This window comes from Mycobacterium sp. GA-0227b (assembly GCF_001499855.1).
In the GTDB taxonomy this organism is placed as follows: domain Bacteria; phylum Actinomycetota; class Actinomycetes; order Mycobacteriales; family Mycobacteriaceae; genus Mycobacterium.
Genome location: NZ_LQIK01000012.1, coordinates 126624 through 147708, shown reverse-complemented (window position 1 = coordinate 147708; position 21085 = coordinate 126624). Strand labels below are relative to the sequence as shown.

At 69.3% G+C, this 21085-nt stretch carries 22 protein-coding genes; 16 read left to right on the top strand and 6 right to left on the bottom strand.

Going from position 1 to position 21085, the window contains the following annotated elements:
• Positions 1-106: 106 nt before the first annotated feature.
• A complete protein-coding gene (locus AU185_RS11115) occupies positions 107-643 on the bottom strand; it encodes an NUDIX domain-containing protein (RefSeq protein WP_156425480.1) in 537 nt (178 codons plus the stop codon).
• Between the two features lie 43 nt (positions 644-686).
• Here AU185_RS11115 and AU185_RS11110 point away from each other — a divergent pair, with 43 nt between their 5' ends.
• Genes AU185_RS11110 through AU185_RS11100 form a run of 3 tightly spaced genes read left to right on the top strand, consistent with a single transcriptional unit; the run spans position 687 to position 3033 of the window.
• A complete protein-coding gene (locus AU185_RS11110) occupies positions 687-2087 on the top strand; it encodes an acyl-CoA synthetase (RefSeq protein WP_059097886.1) in 1401 nt (466 codons plus the stop codon).
• Positions 2084-2434 carry a VOC family protein gene (locus tag AU185_RS11105; RefSeq protein ID WP_059097885.1) on the top strand — a complete coding sequence of 117 codons (351 nt, stop codon included), beginning with the start codon at positions 2084-2086 and terminating at the stop codon, positions 2432-2434. Before AU185_RS11110 ends, AU185_RS11105 begins: the two co-directional genes overlap by 4 nt.
• A 32-nt stretch (positions 2435-2466) precedes the next feature.
• Complete coding sequence (locus AU185_RS11100; RefSeq protein ID WP_059097884.1) at positions 2467-3033, top strand: M15 family metallopeptidase; 567 nt, start codon at positions 2467-2469, stop codon at positions 3031-3033.
• 117 nt (positions 3034-3150) lie between these two features.
• Here AU185_RS11100 and dapD read toward each other — a convergent pair whose 3' ends face one another.
• Entirely contained in the window at positions 3151-4137 is a 987-nt protein-coding gene (gene dapD / locus AU185_RS11095; protein ID WP_172800270.1) for a 2,3,4,5-tetrahydropyridine-2,6-dicarboxylate N-succinyltransferase, read from the bottom strand.
• On the opposite strand from dapD, the gene dapE reads away from it, so the two are divergent.
• The 4 genes from dapE (at position 4120) to AU185_RS11075 (ending at position 8851) form a co-directional block, all read left to right on the top strand.
• Positions 4120-5184 (top strand): succinyl-diaminopimelate desuccinylase, encoded by a 1065-nt coding sequence (gene dapE / locus AU185_RS11090; protein ID WP_059097882.1) that lies wholly within the window; start codon positions 4120-4122, stop codon positions 5182-5184. The genes dapD and dapE overlap by 18 nt on opposite strands.
• A 113-nt stretch (positions 5185-5297) precedes the next feature.
• On the top strand, positions 5298-6905 hold the full coding sequence (locus tag AU185_RS11085; RefSeq protein ID WP_059097881.1) for an ABC-F family ATP-binding cassette domain-containing protein: 1608 nt from the start codon (positions 5298-5300) through the stop codon (positions 6903-6905).
• 104 nt (positions 6906-7009) lie between these two features.
• Complete coding sequence (locus AU185_RS11080; protein ID WP_059097880.1) at positions 7010-8137, top strand: hypothetical protein; 1128 nt, start codon at positions 7010-7012, stop codon at positions 8135-8137.
• Positions 8138-8149: 12 nt separating this feature from the next.
• Positions 8150-8851 carry a PE domain-containing protein gene (locus tag AU185_RS11075; protein ID WP_059097879.1) on the top strand — a complete coding sequence of 234 codons (702 nt, stop codon included), beginning with the start codon at positions 8150-8152 and terminating at the stop codon, positions 8849-8851.
• A 23-nt stretch (positions 8852-8874) separates the two neighbouring features.
• On the opposite strand, the gene AU185_RS11070 is transcribed toward AU185_RS11075, so the two are convergent.
• Together AU185_RS11070 and AU185_RS11065 are read right to left on the bottom strand one after the other, a co-directional pair.
• Positions 8875-9660, bottom strand: a complete 786-nt coding sequence (locus AU185_RS11070; protein ID WP_059156972.1) for an ESX-1 secretion-associated protein — start codon at positions 9658-9660, stop codon at positions 8875-8877.
• Positions 9661-9718: 58 nt separating this feature from the next.
• Entirely contained in the window at positions 9719-11809 is a 2091-nt protein-coding gene (locus AU185_RS11065; protein ID WP_059097877.1) for an AAA family ATPase, read from the bottom strand.
• A gap of 140 nt (positions 11810-11949) precedes the next feature.
• Here AU185_RS11065 and log point away from each other — a divergent pair, with 140 nt between their 5' ends.
• The 7 genes from log to AU185_RS24655 all read left to right on the top strand — a co-directional run bounded on the left by log (position 11950) and on the right by AU185_RS24655 (position 17577).
• Positions 11950-12522, top strand: a complete 573-nt coding sequence (log, locus tag AU185_RS11060; protein ID WP_059098392.1) for a cytokinin riboside 5'-monophosphate phosphoribohydrolase — start codon at positions 11950-11952, stop codon at positions 12520-12522.
• 37 nt (positions 12523-12559) lie between these two features.
• On the top strand, positions 12560-14341 hold the full coding sequence (fadD6, locus tag AU185_RS11055; protein WP_059097876.1) for a long-chain-acyl-CoA synthetase FadD6: 1782 nt from the start codon (positions 12560-12562) through the stop codon (positions 14339-14341).
• Positions 14342-14463: 122 nt separating this feature from the next.
• Complete coding sequence (gene folP / locus AU185_RS11050; RefSeq protein ID WP_231740245.1) at positions 14464-15288, top strand: dihydropteroate synthase; 825 nt, start codon at positions 14464-14466, stop codon at positions 15286-15288.
• Positions 15285-16235, top strand: a complete 951-nt coding sequence (locus tag AU185_RS11045; protein ID WP_059097874.1) for a glucosyl-3-phosphoglycerate synthase — start codon at positions 15285-15287, stop codon at positions 16233-16235. The genes folP and AU185_RS11045 overlap by 4 nt, the downstream gene beginning before the upstream one ends.
• Positions 16236-16275: 40 nt before the next feature.
• Positions 16276-16635, top strand: coding sequence for a DivIVA domain-containing protein (locus AU185_RS11040; RefSeq protein WP_059097873.1), 360 nt, complete (start codon positions 16276-16278; stop codon positions 16633-16635).
• Positions 16632-17297: a DNA-3-methyladenine glycosylase I gene (locus AU185_RS11035; RefSeq protein ID WP_059097872.1), complete on the top strand. Its 666-nt coding sequence runs from the start codon at positions 16632-16634 to the stop codon at positions 17295-17297. The genes AU185_RS11040 and AU185_RS11035 overlap by 4 nt, the downstream gene beginning before the upstream one ends.
• 112 nt (positions 17298-17409) lie before the next feature.
• Positions 17410-17577 (top strand): DUF3117 domain-containing protein, encoded by a 168-nt coding sequence (locus tag AU185_RS24655; RefSeq protein WP_005059648.1) that lies wholly within the window; start codon positions 17410-17412, stop codon positions 17575-17577.
• Here AU185_RS24655 and glgA read toward each other — a convergent pair.
• Positions 17567-18748 carry a glycogen synthase gene (glgA, locus tag AU185_RS11030; protein ID WP_059097870.1) on the bottom strand — a complete coding sequence of 394 codons (1182 nt, stop codon included), beginning with the start codon at positions 18746-18748 and terminating at the stop codon, positions 17567-17569. The genes AU185_RS24655 and glgA overlap by 11 nt on opposite strands.
• 116 nt (positions 18749-18864) lie before the next feature.
• Between glgA and glgC the strand changes: the two genes are divergently transcribed.
• Both glgC and AU185_RS11020 read left to right on the top strand, forming a co-directional pair.
• On the top strand, positions 18865-20079 hold the full coding sequence (gene glgC, locus AU185_RS11025) for a glucose-1-phosphate adenylyltransferase (protein WP_059097869.1): 1215 nt from the start codon (positions 18865-18867) through the stop codon (positions 20077-20079).
• A gap of 148 nt (positions 20080-20227) precedes the next feature.
• A complete protein-coding gene (locus AU185_RS11020) occupies positions 20228-20476 on the top strand; it encodes a hypothetical protein (RefSeq protein WP_059098391.1) in 249 nt (82 codons plus the stop codon).
• 6 nt (positions 20477-20482) lie between these two features.
• On the opposite strand, the gene AU185_RS11015 is transcribed toward AU185_RS11020, so the two are convergent.
• The gene (locus AU185_RS11015; protein ID WP_059097868.1) at positions 20483-21067 is read right to left on the bottom strand and encodes a DUF4126 domain-containing protein; all 585 of its coding nucleotides are present in this window, start codon (positions 21065-21067) and stop codon (positions 20483-20485) included.
• Between the last annotated feature and the right edge of the window lie 18 nt (positions 21068-21085).

The following is a 21085-nucleotide window of genomic DNA, read 5'->3' as shown; positions in this document are numbered from 1 at the left end:
CATCCCGTACAGCGCGGTCATCGTGTCACCCCTTTCGTTCGTCCTACTGGTTACAACGAGATAGACCGCCGTACGGTTCGAAACTCATCGCGCCGGCACGGGTGAGTCAGCGCTCCGCGAGCAACAGCAGCGCCCACGCGGCGATCGACTGCGCGTCGGTGATAACCCCGTCACGCATCATTTGCTCCACCTCGGCACGGCTGAACCATTCGCTGTGCATGTCCTGTTCCTCATGCTCGCGGTCGTGATCGCCCTCGGTGATGTCCGTCGCGAGGAACACCCAGCCGCGCTGGCTGCTCATCCCGGGCGCCACGTCGAGCCGGCCCAGGACCCTCAGGTGCGACGCCCGCAGCCCGGTCTCCTCGCGTAGTTCGCGCGCTGCCAGGTCGGCCGGCTCGAGATGCCGCCGCTCGGGCGCGGTGCCCTGCGGGAACTCCCAGCGCCGCAAGCCCAGCGGATAACGGAACTGCTCGACGAGCCGAAATCGGTCACCGTCCCGCGCGATCACCAACGCATACGTCGGCTTGTCGACGACCGCGTAGATCCCGCTGCTGCCGTCGGGCCTGCGGATGTCGTCCTCACGCAGCGTCATCCAGTTGTTCCGGTAGACCTCGCGCGTCGCCAGCCGCTCGATGTGAGTCACGCGACCCAGTATCGCCGAGCCGATGTGGGTAACCTCGCTGGTTATGCTCCTGGCTTCGCTCAACCCCGCCGCGGTGGCGGGCGGCGCCGACATCGGGGACGCGGTCCGTGTCGACGGGGCGGTGCTGAGTCGCAGCGATCTGGTCGGTGCCGCCACGTCGGTCGCCGAGCGGGTGGCGGGCGCGCGCCGGGTCGCGGTGCTGGCCACTCCCACCGTGTCGACCGTGCTTGCGGTGACCGGTTGCCTGATCGCCGGGGTGCCCGTCGTGCCGGTGCCCGCCGACGTCGGTGCCGCCGAACGCAGGCACATCCTGACCGACTCCGGCGCGCAGGCGTGGCTGGGGGACAAGCCGGCCGAGACCGACGGGCTGCAACACGTGCCGGTACGGCTGCACGCCCGTTCCTGGCACCGCTACGCCGAACCGCCCGCCGACTCGGCGGCGTTGATCATCTACACCTCGGGCACGACCGGCCCGCCCAAGGGCGTCGTGCTGAGCCGCCGCGCGATCGCCGCCGATATCGACGCGCTCGCCGAAGCGTGGCAATGGACGCCCGATGACACCTTGGTGCACGGCCTGCCGCTGTACCACGTACACGGGTTGGTGCTGGGGCTGCTCGGCTCGCTGCGCATCGGAAACCGGTTCGTGCACACCGGGAAACCGACCCCACAGGCGTATGCGGCGGCCGGCGGCTCGTTGTACTTCGGCGTGCCGACCGTGTGGTCGAGGGTGGCCGACGACCGCGAGTCGGCGACGGCGCTGCGGTCGGCGCGGCTGCTGGTTTCGGGCAGCGCGCCGCTGCCGGTGCCGGTGTTCGACAACGTGGTTCGGTTGACCGGGCACCGGCCGGTCGAACGCTATGGCTCGACCGAGTCGCTGATCACGATCAGCACCAGGGCCGACGGTGAGCGCAGGCCCGGTTGGGTGGGCCTGCCGCTGACCGGTGTCGAGACCCGGTTGGTCGACGAGGACGGCGCCGCCGTTCCACACGACGGGGAAACCATTGGGCGACTGGATGTTCGCGGTGACACGCTGTTCGACGGTTACCTCAACCGCCCCGACGCCACCGCGGAGGCGGTCGATGCCGACGGCTGGTACCGCACCGGCGACGCCGCGGTCGTGGGAGCCGACGGGATGCACCGCATCGTCGGCCGCGAGTCCGTCGACCTGATCAAGACGGGCGGGTTCCGCGTCGGCGCGGGGGAGATCGAGACCGCGCTGCTCGGACACCCCGGCGTGCGGGAGGCGGCCGTCGTCGGTGTTTCCGACGACGACCTGGGGCAGCGCATCGTCGCGTTCGTCGTGGGTGACGCTAGCGCGGAGGCGCTCATCGACTATGTGGCGCAGGAGCTTTCGGCGCACAAGCGCCCGCGCGAGGTGCGGCTGGTGAAGGAGCTGCCGCGCAACGCCATGGGCAAGGTGCTCAAGAAGGAGCTGGCACGATGACGCTCAAGTTCGACGAGATCTGCATCGACTCGCACGACGCCTCCGCGCTGGGGCGGTGGTGGTCGCAGGTGCTGGGCTGGGCCCACGAGGTCGACGACGACGGCGACGTGGTGTTGCACGCGCCGCCCGGGGCCGGGCCGAACTGGTTGTTTCTGGCGGTACCCGATGACAAAGTCGTCAAGAACCGGATTCACTTCGACTTTCGCCCCGACGATCAGCGGGCCGAGGTCGAGCGCGTCCTCGGCCTCGGTGCTCGGCGCGTCGACATCGGTCAGGGCGACGCGAGCTGGGTCGTGCTGGCCGATCCGGAGGGAAACGAATTCTGCATCCTCGCCGCCACCTCCTGACTATTGCGCGTGGGCCCACGCGGCAGCTGGGGATGTGCGTCCTGTCCACGCTCGCGCTCGCTTCGGCGTGCGCAATCGTCGCGTGCGGAACGTCCGAACCGGCGCCGGCTCCGAGACCCGCCCTCGGGCAGGAGACGCTGAGCATCGGACCGGCCGCGCAGGACACCGTCGGCGGTTGGCTGCCCGAGGGCACGACGCTGAGCCCGTTTGACACCGACGACCCGATCGTCGGCTGGCTGGACCCCGAGCTGCTCGAGGCGGTCCAGGAGGCGGCTCGTCAGGCCCGAGCTGAGGGCGTCGACATCCGCGTCAACTCGGGTTGGCGATCGAAGGGATTCCAGGAGCGGCTCTTCGCCGACGGTGTCGAACGCTACGGAAGTATCGAGGCGGCACGGGAATTCGTGGCCTCACCGGAGAAGTCGAAGCACGTCACCGGCGAAGCCGTGGACATAGCGCCGGTCGAGGCCGACAGGTGGCTGATCGCCAACGGACGCGAGTTCGGGCTCTGTCAGATCTATGCGAACGAGATATGGCACTTCGAGCTGGCCGCCGTCGACGGACGCTGTCCGCCGCTGAAACCGAACGCGGCGGCGGGTTGAGTACGTCCCCAGCTGCGCGGGGGCGGCCCTCGTTGCCCGCGAGCGACCGCTCAATGCACGCCCCAGCCGGCGTGTCGCCGTGCAGACGCGGTCGCTCGCGCAGAAGAAAAGAGGGGGTCAGTTCTGGTGTAGGGCTTCGTTCAGCGTGATACCGGTGCCGTCGCGCTTGACCACCTCGACGGCACCCGACAGCGAATTACGCCGGAACAACAGGTTGTTGGCCCCCGACAACTCTCGCGCCTTGACCGTCTGACCGTCGGCGGTCAGCACCTTGGTGCCCGCCGTGACGTAGAGACCGGCCTCGACCACACAGTCGTCACCGAGCGAAATGCCAAGTCCCGCATTGGCCCCGAGCAGGCAGCGCTCGCCGACGGAGATCACCTCGGTGCCGCCGCCCGACAGGGTGCCCATGATCGACGCGCCGCCGCCGACGTCGGACCCGTCTCCGACGACGACGCCCGCCGAGATCCGCCCCTCGACCATCGAGCTGCCCAGCGTGCCGGCGTTGAAGTTGACGAACCCCTCGTGCATGACGGTCGTGCCTGCCGCGAGGTGGGCCCCGAGCCGCACCCGGTCGGCGTCGGCCACCCGCACCCCGGCCGGCAACACGTAGTCGACCATCCGCGGGAACTTGTCGACGCCGTAGACGGTCACTGGACCGCGCTTGCGCAGACGTGCCCGCACGGTCTCGAAGCCGTCGACCGCGCAGGGACCGTGGTTGGTCCACACCACGTTGGTCAGCACACCGAAGAAACCGTCGGCGTTCAGGCCGTGCGGCGCGACCAGCCGGTGCGACAGCAGATGCAGCCGTAGATAGGCGTCGTAGGCGTCGGTGGCCTTGTCGTCCAGCGACCCGACGACGGTGCGAACCACGACGACGTCGACCCCGCGGTCCTCATCCGGACCTGTCAGCTCGGCGAGCTCGGGCGGGACCTCGGCGACCGAGAGCCGAGTCGTGCCCGACGGGCCGTCGGCGCCGAGTTCGGGTGCTGGGAACCATGTGTCGAGGACCGATCCGTCGGCGGCGATGGTCGCCAGCCCGATACCTGCAGCAGAAGTCACACGGGTAAGACTAACGTCGAGCCCGTGAGCCTCGACCTGCACGGTGACCCGGTCGCATTGACCGCCGCGCTGGTGGACATCCCCAGCGAATCTCGCCACGAGAAGCGCATCGCCGACGAGGTCGAAGCCGCGCTGCGCGAGCAGACCTCCCTCGAGGTCGTCCGCAACGCCGACGCCGTACTGGCCCGCACCAACCTGGGCTTGCCGTCGCGGGTGTTACTCGCCGGCCACCTCGACACGGTGCCCGCCGCCGACAACCTGCCGAGTCGCCTCGTCGACGGCGAACTGCACGGCTGCGGTACCTCGGACATGAAGTCCGGCGACGCGGTGTTCCTGCATCTGGCCGCCACCGTCACGGCACCGAAGCACGACATCACGCTGGTGATGTATGACTGCGAGGAGATCGAGGCGTCCGCCAACGGCCTGGGGCGCATCGAGCGCGAACTGCCCGAATGGTTGCAGGCCGACGTCGCGATCCTCGGCGAGCCGTCGGGCGGCTACATCGAGGCCGGTTGCCAGGGGACGCTGCGCGTTGTGGTCAGCGCGACGGGCACCCGCGCGCACTCCGCGCGATCCTGGTTGGGGGACAACGCGATCCACAAACTCGGTGCTGTTCTGGACCGGCTCGCGTCATATCAGGCCCGCAGCATCGAGATCGACGGCTGCACCTACCGCGAAGGGCTGTCGGCGGTGCGCATCGACGGCGGCATCGCCGGCAATGTGATCCCCGATGCCGCGTCCGTCACGGTCAACTTCCGGTTCGCTCCGAACCGCAACGTCGTCGACGCGCTGCAACACGTACACGAGGTGCTCGGCGGGCTCGACGTGCAGATCGAGCTGACCGACTCGGCGGCCGGCGCGCTGCCCGGGTTGACCAAGCCCGCCGCCGCGGCGCTGGTGGCCGCCGCCGGAGGACAGGTGCGCGCCAAGTACGGGTGGACCGACGTGTCGCGGTTCGCCGCGCTCGGTATCCCGGCGGTCAACTACGGGCCCGGCGACCCCAACCTCGCGCACCGCGCCGACGAACGTGTCGAGGTCGAGAAGATCACCGCGGCGACGGACATGTTGCGCCGGTACTTAACCGCTTGACCGCACACCTACCCTGAAGACATGTGAGTTGACGACGTCTGCCGGGACTCTCCCGGCTCGAGCCGTCCCAATTGTTCGTGCGATCCCGTGCGCTCAACGAAGAGATCTCTCACATGCCTTCCATCGTCTGTTCCAACCTGTCTTTCGCATGGCCCGACGACACGCCGCTGTTCGACGAGCTGTCCTTCACCGTCGGCGAGGGCCGCACAGGCCTGGTCGCCCCGAACGGCGCGGGCAAGAGCGCGCTGCTCAAGCTCATCGCCGGTGAGCTCACTCCCAAAGCCGGCGCCGTCACGGTCGACGGCACCCTGGGCTACCTGCCCCAGTCGCTGCCGTACGACGGCCAGCGGACCGTCGCCGAGGTGCTCGACATCGCCTCCGTCGTCGAGGCGTTGAACGCGCTGGCCGACGGACGCACCGACGCCGACCTGTTCACCGCGATCGGCGACGACTGGGATGTCGAGGAACGCGCGCGGGCGCAGCTGGATCGGCTCGGGCTCGACCATGTTTCGCTCGACCGGCGGCTCGGCACGTTGTCCGGTGGCGAGGCCGTCGCGATCGGGCTCGCCGGCCGGCTGCTCAGCCGGCCCGACGTGTTGCTGCTCGATGAGCCGACGAACAACCTCGACGTCGACGCTAGAGAACGGCTCTACGACGCGCTCGACGCCTTCAGCGGCTGCCTGCTGTTGGTCAGCCATGACCGGATACTGCTTGACCGAATGGACCGCATCGCCGAACTACATCGGGGTGAAATCAACTTCTACGGCGGAAATTTCACGATGTACACCGAGTCGGTGAGCGAACAGCAACGCGTCGCCGAGAGCAACGTGCGCAGCGCCGAACAACACCTCAAACGCGAGAAGCGCGAACTGCAGCAGGCCCGGGAGCGGGCGGCCCGGCGAGCCGGAACCGCAGCGCGCAAGGTCAAGGACGCCGGCCTGCCGAAAATCGTTGCCGGAGCACGCAAGCGGCGGGCACAGGAGTCGGCCGGCCGCATCGACGCGGTCAACGCCGCGCGGGTCGGCGATGCCAGATCTCGGCTCGAGGACGCCGAGCGCGCGGTGCGTGACGACGACGCCCTGGTCCTCGATCTGCCCGACACCGACGTGCCCGCGGGGCGTGTTGTGCTCAGCGCCAACGGGCTACGTGCCCGCGCCGGCAGGCGGGTGCTGCTCGCGGACGTCGACCTGTCGGTCCGCGGTCCCGAACGGATCGCGCTGACCGGGCGCAACGGGACGGGCAAGTCGACGCTGCTACGCCTGCTCAGTGGCGACCTGAAACCCGACGACGGCACGGTGCAGCGGGCCGACGGCCGGACGGCATACCTGTCCCAGCGGCTCGACCTGCTGGATCCGCGCGCCACGGTCGCCGAGAGTCTGGCCGCGTATGCGCCGAGCCTCTCGCACACCCGTCGGATGCACCTGCTCGCGCAGTTCCTGTTTCAGGGTGATCGGATCCACCTGCCGGTGAGTGCGCTGTCCGGCGGCGAGCGACTGCGCGCGACGCTGGCCTGCGTGCTCTACGCCGAACCGGCGCCACAACTGCTGCTGCTCGATGAGCCGACCAACAACCTCGACCTGGTCAGCGTCGCGCAACTCCAGTCGGCGCTGAACGCGTACCGGGGCGCGTTCATCGTCGTCAGCCACGACGAGCGATTCCTCGCCGACATCGGGGTGCGACGCCGACTGCGGTTGTCCGACGGCGGTCTCCAGGAGACCTGACGCTCCCTGACCGGGGCATGGACGCTGGCGAATCAGCGCATCGAGTGGGGTCGAGGGCACGGTAAATTTGACGCCCGAAGCGTGTCACGAAAGGGGGTCGCGTCATGGGAATCGCTCCGGATTCCAGTCCGTACGGCTCGCAGACCGTGACCGGGCCCGGCTGGCCGAACGTCGACGAGGAGATGCTGGCAGCGGCGGCGGCGTCGTATGAGGCGCTGGCCGCCAAGATCAGCGGCAACGTGGTGCCGCAACAGCAGGGCCAGTTGATGCAGCTGTCCGACTCGTGGGAGGGCGTCGCGTCGATGGCCGCGGCGGGGGAGGCCACCACCATCATCGGCGGCCACGAGGCCAACGCCGCGCACGCGGCCGGGATCGCTGCCAAGCTGCGCGCGATGGAGGCCACCGTCGTCAAGACGAAGATGCTGGCAAACACGATCGCGCAGGAAGTCCAGCACGAGTGCGAGGCCATCGCGGCGATGCCGTTCAGCAATACCCAAGAGCTGGTGCAGAGCCGCATCAAGATGGGGTTGTCGCAGAACATCGCCAACGTGACGACCAACACGACCGAACTCGCCGGCACCCTCGGCGTGCCGCCGAGCATCCCGTTCTTCGGCGCCCCGCCCGTGCCGGGCGGCAAGGAAGCCCAGGACAGCGGTGAGGAAGCCGCGAAACAGGCCGGCGACGGCTCGCAGCAGGCGATGCAGATGATGAGCCAGATGGGGTCGATGGCCGCGCAGCTGCCCATGCAGATCGGCCAGTCGCTGATGCAGCTGCCCCAGCAGATGGGCCAGCAGCTCCAGCAGCTCTCGCAGCCGTTGCAGCAACTGACGTCGATGTTCGGCCAAGGCGGCAAGGCCGACGCGCTCGGCGCCGCCGGGCTGCCGTTCTCGTCGTTCTCCAACCATCCGCTGGCCGGCGGATCGGGTGCGGGCGGCGGTTCGGGCATGGTGCGAGCGGCATCGCTTCCGGGTTCCGGTGGCGCGCCGCTGCAGACGCCGCAGATGGCGAATCTGGTCGGCAGCAAGCCCGTCAGCACGGCTCCCGCCGCGGAAGGCGCCACGGCCGGCTCCGCTGTGGTCGCCGGCGCCGCCCCGATGGCCGCGGGCGGCGGGATGGGCGGAATGGCCCCGATGATGGGTCAGCGCGGTGACAGCGGGGGCACCGTGGCGGGCCTGTCCGTGCCCGCCCCGCTCGAGCATGACCTCGACGAAGACGACGATGACGACTGGTGACGAGGAGCACGCATGAGCACGCTGAGAAAGCCCGAGGGCATCAGCTGGAACGCCGCGGCGGTCGAACTGCCGGAGATCCCGATGATTCCCGCCGGGCAGGATGCGATGAGCGCGACCATCTCGGCCGTGTTGCCGACGCTGGCCGCCGAGCTGACGGCCAACGTCGCAGCGCTGTCTGCGAAGGAGAACACGTTCTCCGGCAAGGTGGGCGCCGCGCAGGCCGCGTATCAGAACGCCGAAGACGCCGGTTCGCAGTCGGTCGGCCAGCTCGTGGGAATGCTCGGCCAGGTCGGCCAGCAGGCCGGTCAGATGGGGCAGATGGCGGGGGCGCCGGCGCAGGCGCTCGGCGGCCAGACCGGAATCTTCGGATCGCTGATGCAGCAGGCCATGCAGGGCGCTCAAGCGGCGGGTGGCCAGACCGCAGGCGGTCAGGGGGCCGCCGGTGCGGGCTCGGGCGGCACGCCAGCCGGTCCGGCGGGCGCAACCGCGCAGCAAGCGCGCGACGACGCCCAGTGGCGAGGCGAAACACCCAGCGAGGCAAGGGAACCCGAACCGCATGAGCGCGATGAACCTGACGAGCGCCAACCGCTGCAGCACGCCGACGATCGTCCATGGGCCGGCGCGTCAGGACCCGAGGGCAGTGCAGCTGGCCCGGCGCCAGTGACCCCGCCGGAGCCCGGACGCGGCGACGACGCGATCGCCCGCAACGTCTAGCGGGCGTCAGAACTCAGCGCCGGCTAACTAGTCGCCTGCGGGCGCGTCTGCGCCGGCTGTGGCCGCTGCGGCTCGGCCGGTACATCCGGCGTCCGACCGCTCGCCGCCGCACCCGCATCGGCCCGCTCGACCGGCTGGCCCTCGACCGCGCGCTCGGTTTGCGGCGCCCGATCCTGCCGCGGGGCCTCCTCAGCGCCGCCGGCGTCCTGCGTGCGGTCGGCCTCGTCGTACGCCTCACGGGGCGCCTTGTCGTCGGCCGTCGACCCAGCGGCGCCTTGCACGGCCTGCATGACCTGCTGCGGGACCTGCACCAGCCCCTGCGCGAGGCCGGCCAGCGACGCCGTCAGCCCGCCGAGCGCCTGACCTACTTGCTGGCCGACCTGGCCGGCCAGCTGACCGGCCATCTGATCGCCGCCCGCCGGGCTTCCGGTGGCTGCCGCCGGGCCGCCCGCGCCCACAGGGCCGCTGGTACCGCCGGGCGTGCCCTGTTGTGACTCGAGGGCATCGGCGGCAGCGCGCAACTTGTCGGCGCCCGCCTGGTCGCCCTCGTCGTACATCCGAGCGGCCTCACGCAGCAGCTCGGAGAGCGTCTCGCCCGAGCGGGCGGTGGCCTGCACGGTGTCGCGGCGGGTGCCGAGTGCGCTCGTGAGCGCGGCGCCCACGGCGGCGGCGATCGTGCCATGGCTGGCCTGCACGCCGGCCGCTTCACTGGCATCGGCGTCGACCATCTGTGACAGGTCCGTCGCGACCCGGTCGTGGATCTGGGCGTAGGACCGCACCCCATCGGTCTGCACGTTCAACTGGCTCATCTGCACCTCCGTCGAAGTGAAAGTCTAGGGCCGCGACCGAACCGTCTCCGACGCCAATTCAGCGGTGCTCAGCGCTCTGCGCGGCCGCGTCGGCCGAGGCGCTGTGCCACCCGGCCGCCGCGTAACTCTGCGACACCTCGACCAGCGAGGCTGCATCACGCGCGGCGAGCGCCCGGCCGTGTGCCAGCGCCAAACGCCCGGTCGCGCAATCGCATTCGGCGCTGATGCGCCCGATCGCGTCGACGGCGCGCACGTCGCCCAGCCGCACCGCGTCGAGCAGGGCGCGCAACGCGACCGCCGTCTGCCCGCCCCGTTCCGCGCTGCGCACCGCGTCGCGGGCGGCGTCGACGGCGCCGTGCCGGTCGCGTCGCGCCGACATCGTCCACGCCCGCGCCACGGCCAGCTCCGGAGCGAACAACATCGACTTGAGGCCGTGTCGAGATTCTGCGCGCGCCAACGCTTTTCCGGCCTCGACGCCCGCGCCGAGCTGGCCGAGCGCCTGGGCCAGCAGCATCCAGGCCAATGCACCCCATGAATAGCCGGTCGGCGACAGGGCGGAGGCCGCGCGACGCAGCAGCCGCACCGCCTCGTCGAGTTCGCCCTTGGCGATCAGCACGTCGGCCACCAACACCTCGCCGATCGCCCGGCCGGGTTGCTGCAGCTGCGCGAAGTCGGTGAGCCGCTGGGCGAGCTGCTGCGCCCGGTCGAGTTGCCCGGCCATCACCAACGCCGTCGTCTGGCCGAACCCACTGGTGAACCGCAGCAGCCCCGGGTGTCCGGCGGCGATCGCACGGTCGGCCAATGCGTCGACCTCGGTGAAGCGGCCCGTCCGCGCCGAACTCAACGCCGCGGCAGCCGCGGCCCAACCGACCGCGGTGTCGTCGGCCGCCGGCGATCCCAGCACCTCCTCGGCGAGTTCCACGGCCCGCGACACACTGCCCGCGTTCATCGCGAACGTCGCCGACAACGCGTCCAGCGTGGTGCGGGCGGCCGGCGACGACACCCGATTACGCGTCGCACGCAGGAACGCGGTCGCCCGTTCCGGCTCGGACAGCATCCAGAACTGGTTCGCCGCGCGCGGCAGCGCCCATGCCATCAACTCGTGCTCCGAGAGCGCGGCGCTGTCCACCTCCGCGAGCACCGCGTCGGTGTCACGGCCGCGGCCCTGCCAGGCCAGCGAATAGCCCAGCGTCAGCCGGGTCGGCAGAACCGGTGCGCGATGCAGCGCGGCGCGGGCGAGCCGTTCACTGAGCGTCAGATCGCCGAGCCGCAGCGCCTCTGCGGCCGCCGCGGCCACCTCGGCGGGCTCCTGCGGGCTGTCGCTGTCGAGCGCCAGCACCGCGCGGCGCAGCCGGTCGACCGCGGTGTCGTCGGGCCGCGCCGCGAGCCGGTCGACGAGCTCACCGCGCAACCGCCGCAACTCCGGGCCACCCAGATCGTCGCGCACCGCGTCGGCGAACAGCGGATGTGCCGGACGCACCCAGCCGTAGTCGACGACCACTGCGCCACAAGCCGATGCGCCCTCGACGGCGTCGCGTCCGGCCAGGGCTTCGAGTTCGGCGAGGGCGAGCGGGTCGTCGACCGCGAGGTACTCCAGCACGCGGTGCGCGGCGGTGGGCAGGGCCGCGACGAACTCCCCGACGCGAGTGGCCAGCCGGCTGTCGTCGTGCCCCGGCGGCTCGAGCTCGATGCGCTCGACGAGGCCGTCCTCCCACAACGCCGAGACTCCTTCGGCCATCACGCCGTTGGGCGCCACCGTCACGATCAACGTGGCGGCGGCACCGACTGCCAGCTGATACACCAGCGCCGCCGAGAGCGGGTCGAGCAGATGGGCGTCGTCGAGCACCAGCAAGCGGCCGTCACCGAGAGATTCACGCGCACACCGCAACACGTCGGCGGTCTTGCCGGTTTCGGGGATCTCGATGAGGTGGCTGACCGCTGCGAACGGCACTGCGGCCATCGGCCTGGTCGCGGTCACCCAGTCGACGCGCGGATACCCGGCGCCGAACCGGTCCACGGCCGCGCGCGCCAGCGTCGTCTTGCCCACGCCGGCAGGCCCGATCAGCACCGCACCGGAACGCTTGCGCAGCCCGGCTTCGATCGAGTCGAGTGCCGGTCCGGGCGGCGAGGTGACCCACTCAATCGGCACCGCCGGAGTCTATGGCTAAATCGATCGCCGCACTCCTGAACGCGGCCGGGGCCGCTTGATCGTCGTCCGGCTGGTTCGATTACCGCACTCCTCAGCGCGGCCCGGGGGCCGCTTGATCGTCGTGCGGCTAGGTTGTGCTCGTGTCCGGCGAACCTGACCGTCAATGGGCGGTGTGCGTCTACTGTGCGTCGGGGCCGGCGCACCCCGAACTCCTCGCACTGGCCGAGGAGGTGGGTGTGGCGATCGCCGAGCGGGGCTGGAGCCTGGTCTCCGGCGGCGGAAACGTCTCGGCGATGGGGGCGCTCGCCGTCGCGGCCCGGTCCCGCGGAGGACACACCGTCGGCGTCATTCCCAAAGCGCTGGTGCATCGGGAGGTCGCTGACGTGGACGCCGACGAACTCGTCGTCACGGACACGATGCGTGAGCGCAAGCAGGTCATGGAAGGCCGATCGGACGCGTTCATCGCGCTGCCCGGCGGCATCGGCACCCTCGAGGAGTTCTTCGAAGCCTGGACAGCGGGCTATCTGGGTATGCATGAAAAACCCGTCGTGCTGCTCGATCCAATCGGGCATTACGACGGCCTGTTGGCCTGGTTGCACGGGTTGCTCGACAGCGGCTACGTCGCCAAGGAGGCGCTGGACCGGCTGGTCGTCGTGACCGATATCGAGTCGGCCATGGCGGCGTGCGCGCCGCGGCATGACCTGGGTCACTAGGGTGTGCGACAAACGAAGAGCGGAGGGACGGACGCACATGACCGAGAAGTCGGGGACCGGCAGCAGCGTCGGGTTGCTGGACATCGCCGCCAGGATGCCGGGCCTGATCGTGGACGTGCCGACCATCCTGCGCGGCGTGGTCACCGGCTTCGGCGCACGGCCGTCGGCCAAGACGTCGATCGGCAGGGTGTTCCAGGAGCGCGCTGCCCATTACGCCGACAAGGTCTTCCTGAAGTTCGGCGACGAGCAGATCACCTACCGCGAGGCCAACGAGACTGCCAACCGCTATGCCGCGGTGCTGGCCGCCCGCGGCGTCGGGCACGGCGACGTCGTCGGCATCATGCTGCGCAACTCACCCGAATCCGTGCTGTTGATGCTCGCTGCCGTCAAGTGCGGGGCGATCGCCGGCATGCTCAACTACCACCAGCGCGGTGAGGTACTCCAGCACAGCCTCGGGCTGCTGGAGGCGAAGGCCGTGGTCGCCGACACCGATTTCGTCGAGCCGATCACCGAGTCCGGCGCGGACACCTCGGGCCTGATCACCGTCGACGAGCTGAAGCGCCTGGCCGCCACCGCGCCCACCGGCAACCCGCCCACCACCGCGGCGGTGCTGGCCAAGGACAAGGCCTTCTACATCTTCACGTCGGGCACCACCGGCATGCCCAAGGCCAGCGTGATGACCCACTACCGCTGGCTGCGCGCACTGGCCGGATTCGGCGGCCTCGGCATGCGGCTGACCAGCAAGGACACCCTGTACTGCTGCCTGCCGCTGTACCACAACAACGCGCTGACGGTCGCGCTGTCGTCGGTGCTGAACTCGGGTGCCACGCTGGCATTGGGCAAGTCGTTCTCGGCGTCGAAGTTCTGGGACGAGGTCATCCGCTACGACGCCACCGCGTTCGTCTACATCGGCGAGATCTGCTCCTATCTGCTCAGCCAGCCGGAAAAGGACACCGACCGGGCGCACAAGGTCCGGGTGATCTGCGGCAACGGATTGCGCCCGGCGATCTGGGACGAGTTCACCGAGCGGTTCGGCATCGAGCGGGTGTGCGAGTTCTACGGCGCCAGCGAGGGCAACACCGCGTTCGTCAACGTGTTCAACGTTCCGAAGTCGACCGGCATCTGCCCGACGCCCGTGGCTTTCGTGGAGTACGACCAGGAGACCGGTGATCCGCTGCGCGACGACAAGGGCCGCGTCAAGAAGGTGCGCAACGGTGAGGCGGGGCTGCTGCTGTCCAAGGTGAGCAACTTCCAGCCGTTCGACGGCTACACCGACAAGAAGGAGACGGAAAAGAAGTTGGTGCGCAACGCCTTTCGTGACGGCGACGTCTGGTTCAACACCGGCGACCTGATGCGCTCGCAGGGGTTCGGGCATGCGTCGTTCACCGACCGGCTCGGCGACACTTTCCGCTGGAAGGGCGAGAACGTGGCCACCACCGAGGTGGAGTCGGCGATCTCGGCCGACCCGCAGGTCGAGGAGTGCACGGTGTTCGGCGTCGAGGTGGAAGGCACCGGCGGCCGGGCGGGCATGGCGGCGATCCAGCTCAAGGAGGGCCAGGAATTCGACGGCAAGGCGCTGGCCAAGGCCGCCTACGACAAGCTGCCCGGGTATGCGGTGCCGCTGTTCGTTCGGGTGGTCGAGGAGCTGGCGCACACGTCGACGTTCAAGAGCCAGAAGGTCGACCTCCGCAAGGAGGGTTACAACGTCGAGGAGATCGACGACCCGATCTACGTGCTGTCCGGCCGCGACGAGGGCTACGTCGAGTTCTACGACGCATACCCCAAAGAGGTCGCCGACGGAAAGAAGCCCAAGAACTAGCGATTCGTGGAGCCGCAGCGGCGGTGAGCGCCGCAAAAACTCCACAAATCGCACGGCCGTAGCCTGGAAACGTGGAGTCAAGGTTCCTCGGGCGACCCGTCGCCGGCGACCGGGCGCTGATCATGGCGATCGTGAACCGGACGCCGGACTCGTTCTACGACCGCGGCGCCGCGTTCACCGACGAGGCAGCCAAGGCCGCCGCGCACCGGGTGATCGAGGAGGGCGCCGACGTCATCGACGTCGGCGGGGTCAAGGCGGGTCCGGGCGGGCTCGTCGACGCCGACGAAGAGGTCGCCCGCGTCGTCCCGTTCATCGAATGGCTGCGCGGCACCTATCCCGACCAGCTGATCAGCGTCGACACCTGGCGCTCGGCGGTCGCCAAACAAGCCTGTGCGGCCGGTGCAGACCTGATCAACGACACCTGGGCCGGCCACGACCCGGCGTTACCCGAGGTCGCCGCGGAATTCGGCGCCGGCCTGGTGTGCTCGCACACCGGCGGCGCCCAACCGCGGACGAGGCCTTTCCGGGTCAACTACGGGATCTCCGAACGCGGCGTCGTCGACGACGTGATCACCGAGGTGACCGCCGCGGCCGAACGAGCGGTGGCCGCCGGGGTGGCGCGCGACGCGGTGCTGATCGATCCGACCCACGATTTCGGCAAGAACACTTACCACGGTCTTATTTTGTTGCGCCATGTGAAAGAGCTTGTAAAAACTGGATGGCCGGTCCTGATGGCGCTGAGCAACAAGGATTTCGTCGGGGAGACTCTGGGTGTGGGTTTGACCGAACGCCTGGAGGGCACCCTTGCAGCCACCGCCCTGGCGGCCGCAGACGGAGCCGCGATGTTCCGGGTGCACGAGGTCGCACCGACTCGGCGCGTACTGGAGATGGTCGCGTCGATCCAGGGCGGACGGCCGCCGACGCGCACGGTGAGGGGACTGGCATGACACTCACTCCGGAACTGCCCGGCGCCGCGGTCCGTACTGGACAGTGGCTGGCCGACCGTAGCTGGAACCGGCCGGCGTGGAGCATCGCCGAACTCGAAGCCGCCAAGAACGGCCGCACCATCTCGGTGGTGTTGCCGGCGTTGAACGAGGAGGAGACCGTCGGCAGCGTCGTCGAAAGCATCGCGCCGTTGATGGGCGGGCTGGTCGACGAGCTGATCGTGCTCGATTCGGGATCGACCGACGATACCGAGATCCGCGCGCTGGCCGCCGGGGCCCGGGTGGTCAGCCGGGAAGTCGCGCTGCCCGAGGTGGCCCCGCAGCCCGGAAAGGGCGAGGTGCTGTGGCGTTCACTGGCCGCGACCACCGGCGACATCGTGGTGTTCGTCGACTCCGACCTGATCGACCCCGACCCGATGTTCGTGCCCAAGCTCGTCGGCCCGCTGCTCACCGCCGACGGGGTGCACCTGGTCAAGGGCTTCTACCGCAGGCCGCTCAAGGTCAGCGGCAGCCAGGACGCCAACGGTGGCGGGCGCGTCACCGAGCTGGTGGCCCGGCCGCTGCTCGCCTCGCTGCGCCCCGAGCTCAGCTGCATCCTGCAACCCCTGGGCGGTGAGTACGCCGGCACCCGTGAGCTGTTGACGTCCGTACCGTTCGCGCCGGGGTACGGCGTGGAGATCGGCCTGCTCATCGACGCCTACGACCGTCTCGGGCTGGATGGAATCGCGCAGGTCAACCTCGGCGTGCGGACGCACCGCAACCGGTCGCTCACCGAGCTGGCCACGATGAGCAGGCAGGTCATCGCGACGCTGTTGTCCCGCTGCGGCGTGCCCGACTCCGGCGTCGGGCTCACGCAGTTCTTCGCCGACGGCGACGACTACACGCCGCGGACCTCGCCGGTGTCGCTCACCGACCGCCCGCCGATGGCGACGCTGCGCCCGCGCGGGTAGTCGGCCGCTTTTGTCGCACGCCTGAGGCAGTATCGACAGCGTGACCCTGGTTCTGCTGTATCTGGTCGTGCTGGTGCTGATCGCTGTGGTGTTGTTCGCCGTGGGCAGCGTGCTGTTCGGCCGCGGTGAACCGCTGCCGCCCCTGCCGCGCGACACCACCGCCACGGTGTTGCCCGCCTCGGGTGTGACGGGCGCCGACGTCGACGCGGTCAAGTTCACCCAGACGCTGCGCGGCTACAAGACCAGCGAGGTGGACTGGGTGCTCGACCGGTTGGGCCAGGAGCTCGACCAGCTTCGTGGCCAGCTCGCCACGCTGCGGGCGACCCACGGCATCGATGACGACGAGCCCGTCGAGGGTGGCGCGCACGCGCTGCCATCTGAGGAAGGGGCGGAATCATGACCGCCGCGACGGAGCTCGCCGCCGCATCCGACGGTCGCATCCGGTGCGCCTGGATCGACGAATCACGGCTCGCGCCCGCCGATTTCGTGCTCTATCGCGACTATCACGACACCGAGTGGGGGCGACCGCTGCGCGACTCGGCCGCCCTGTTCGAACGGGTCAGCCTCGAAGCGTTCCAGAGCGGGCTGTCGTGGCTGGTGATCCTGCGCAAGCGGGAGAACTTCCGGCGCGCCTTTCACGGCTTCGACGTCGAGCGCATCGCCCGCTATACCGAACGCGACATCGCGCGGTTGATGGCCGACGCCGGGATCGTGCGCAACCGCGCAAAGATCGAGGCCACCATCGCCAACGCGCGGGCCGCCGCCGCCCTCGCCGATGCCGGGGTCGAGCTCGCCGAGTTGTTGTGGTCGTTCGCGCCGCCGCCCCGGGCGCGGCCCGCCGGCGTCGCCGACGTTCCGGCGGTCACCCCGGAGTCGACCGCGATGGCCAAGGAACTGAAGCGTCGCGGGTTCCGCTTCGTCGGGCCGACGACCGCCTACGCCTTGATGCAGGCCACCGGAATGGTCGACGACCACACTGCCGACTGCTGGGTGCCGGCGACGTCGCCGCCGTCTCCGAAGACGGCCATAGCCGGGTCTTTGCACACCGAACACCGCCGATAGGGAACAATAGGGGCGTTCAGTAGCAGTTCAGTGCCGGGAGCTGTCAAACGGGTGGGCAGACTCGGCCCCGACCGAGCCCGCAGTGGGCCGGCTCATGTGGAGGGAGCACTCGATGGCGGCGATGAAGCCCCGGACCGGCGACGGTCCACTGGAAGCAACCAAGGAGGGGCGCGGCATCGTGATGCGGGTACCACTGGAAGGCGGCGGGCGACTGGTCGTCGAGCTCACTCCCGACGAAGCCGCCGCGCTCGGGGACGAGCTTAAGAACGTCACAAGCTAGTGAGTTCGCTGTCGGACACCTTGCGGTAGATCTCCAGCGTCTGCTCGGCGATGTGCGCCCAGGAGAACTCGTCGATGCAACGCTGCCGCCCGGCCCTGCCGTACTGTCGCGCCTTCTGCGGGTCGGCCACCAGCTCGTTGACCGTCGCGGCCAACCGGCTCTCGTAACCCGTCGGGTCCAGCGGGTCATAGTGCACCAGCCGCCCGGTGTTCCCGTCGGCCACCACCTCCGGAATACCGCCGACATCGGAGGCCACCACCGCGGTCGCGCACGCCATCGCTTCGAGGTTCACGATGCCCAACGGCTCATAGACCGAAGGGCATACGAAAACTGTTGCTGCGGTTAGTATTTCGCGAATCTTCACGATCGGAAGCATCTCGCGCACCCAGTAGACGCCAGCGCGGGCCCGCGAGAGTTGGGCAACAGCCGCGGTCACCTCGGCAGCGATCTCGGGGGTGTCGGGCGCTCCTGCGCACAACACCAGTTGGATGTCGGGGGCGAAATCGTGTGCCGCAGCGATGAGATGCGCGACGCCCTTCTGTCTGGTGATCCGCCCGACGAAGGCCGCGATCGGGCGCGTGGGGTCGACCCCGAGCTCGGCCAGCACCGACTCGCCCGGTTCCGGCGGCGCGGGATACCAGACCTCGGTATCGATTCCGTTGCGCACCACATGGACCCGGTTCGGATCCAGTGCGGGATAGGTACGCAACACATCGTCGCGCATGCCGGAGCTGACTGCGATCACTGCGTCGGCGGCCTCAACGGCCGTCTTCTCCACCCACGACGACACCCGATAGCCGCCCCCGAGCTGTTCGGCCTTCCACGGCCGCATCGGCTCCAGCGAATGGGCGGTCAGCACGTGCGGGATGCCGTAGAGCAAGCCGGCGAGATGTCCTGCCAGCCCGGTGTACCAGGTGTGCGAATGCACGACGTGCGCCTGGGCCGCGGCGTTGACCATGTTCAGGTCCGCCGAGAGCATGGTCAACGCGGCGTTGGCGCCCAGCAGCGCCGGGTCGGGTTGCGCAACGATCGCGTCGGGGCGCGGGGCGCCCATGCAGTGCACGTCGACCTCGCAGAGGTGGCGCAGCTGAGCGACCAACTCGGTGACGTGCACCCCCGCGCCGCCGTAAACCTCGGGTGGATACTCCCGGGTCATCATCGCCACCCGCATGGTCCTAGACGATAGTTACGGGGGCGGGCCACCGCAGGCTTGTGCCGAGCCCGCGAGTGACTGACTCAGCGCACCAATGCCTGGCCCCGGACACAACCGGCCGATAGGTTTGAGGGATGAGGGAATTGCCACACGTGCTGGGCATCGTCCTGGCCGGCGGTGAGGGCAAGCGGCTCTACCCGTTGACCGCGGATCGGGCCAAGCCCGCTGTTCCCTTCGGCGGCGCCTACCGGCTCATCGATTTCGTGCTGTCGAATCTGGTCAACGCGCGATATCTGCGCATCTGCGTGCTGACGCAATACAAGTCGCATTCGCTCGACCGGCACATCTCGCAGAATTGGCGGCTTTCGGGGCTCGCCGGCGAATACATCACGCCCGTGCCCGCTCAGCAGCGGCTCGGGCCGCGGTGGTACACCGGCTCCGCCGACGCGATTTATCAGTCGCTGAACCTCATCTACGACGAGGACCCGGACTACATCGTGGTGTTCGGCGCCGACCACGTCTACCGCATGGACCCCGAGCAGATGGTCCAGTTCCACATCGAGAGCGGCGCGGGCGCGACGGTCGCGGGTATCCGGGTGCCTCGCGCGGAGGCCACCGCGTTCGGCTGCATCGACTCCGACGAGTCCGGGCGCATCCGCGGATTCATCGAGAAGCCGGCCGACCCGCCGGGCACGCCCGACGATCCCGAGCAGACGTTCGTGTCGATGGGCAACTACATCTTCACCACCAAGGTGCTCATCGACGCGATCCGCGCCGACGCCGACGACGACCACTCGGACCACGACATGGGCGGCGACATCATCCCGCGTCTGGTCGCCGATGGGATGGCGGCGGTGTACGACTTCAGCAACAACGAGGTGCCCGGCGCGACCGAACGCGATCATGGCTACTGGCGCGACGTCGGAACCCTTGACGCGTTCTACGACGCACACATGGACCTGGTGTCGGTGCACCCGGTGTTCAACCTCTACAACAAGCGCTGGCCCATCCGCGGCGAGTCGGAGATGCTCGCGCCGGCGAAGTTCGTCAACGGCGGCTCCGCGCAGGAGTCGGTGGTGGGCGCGGGCAGCATCGTTTCGGCGGCGTCCGTGCGTAATTCGGTGTTGTCGTCGAACGTCGTCGTCGATGACGGAGCGATCGTCGAAGGCAGCGTGATCATGCCCGGCGCCCGGATCGGCCGTGGCGCGGTGGTGCGCCACGCGATCCTCGACAAGAACGTCGTCGTCGGCCCGGGCGAAATGGTCGGGGTGGATCTGGACAAGGATCGCGAACGGTTCGCGATCAGCGCCGGGGGAGTGGTCGCGGTCGGCAAGGGCGTCTGGATCTAGCCCCTAGGCCCCTAACCGCCGCCTGCCAGGCAACCCCTACGACGCAGCAACAGCCTTGGGTCTCGGCCCCGTTATGCGCTATGCGGTTGTGTTTCACCCTGGTTCGATCACCACGGCCAACGAGGCCACGAACACAGGAGACAGCACGATGAGACGCACCAGCATTACGGCCGCCATCGCCGCCGGCGCCATCGCCGTCGGCGCGCTGATGAGCACGACCGCCCCGGCCGCGCACGCCGAGAAGCTCTCGGACAAGACCATCAAGAGCGAATGCAAGGCCGCCGGCGGGTCCTACACAAAAAGGGGGACGGTGTCCACCTGCGCCTACAAGGACATCAGCGGCAACAGCTACATCGACATCTTCTCCGGCGGCCATTACGTCACCACGCTCACATAAGCGAAATCAACTTGCTGCGGTGTTGCGCCGTCGTCGCCGCACCAGCCGGACCGCCGCCCACACGAGCAGCGCCACGGCCACCAACACCAGCACCGGCAGCACGATTGCCAGAAAGACCAGGCCGACGCTCACGCCGTCCTCGACGGTACTGAGCACCGGCGCGGCGGCACCCGCTGTCGCGACGTTGGCGGCGGGTCGCACCGCGGATTTCGTCAGCGACACGACCAGGGCCACGACGACCCCGATTGCCACCGGTATCCACTGCCCGGACTGCGCGAACGCGCCGGGGTCGGCGACCGCCGAGGTCTGTGCGGCGGTGCCGGATCCGAACACGATGCCGCCCGCCGTCGGTCGCACGAAGGTCTGGATGGCGTCGTTGACACTGTCGAGGGCCGGGATCTTGTCGGCGACGATCTCGATCACCAGCAACACCGCGACGATCGCCATCACCCAGCCGTTCTCGAGCCAGGCCCAGCCACTCGGCAGCGTGACGAGGTCGGTGAACCGGGACAGCAGGCCGAGCGCCAGCAGCGGGATGTAGGCGTTGAGTCCCGCGGCTGTCGCCAGTCCCAGCCCGGTCAGCAGTTCCACAGCGGCATTATGAGCCGG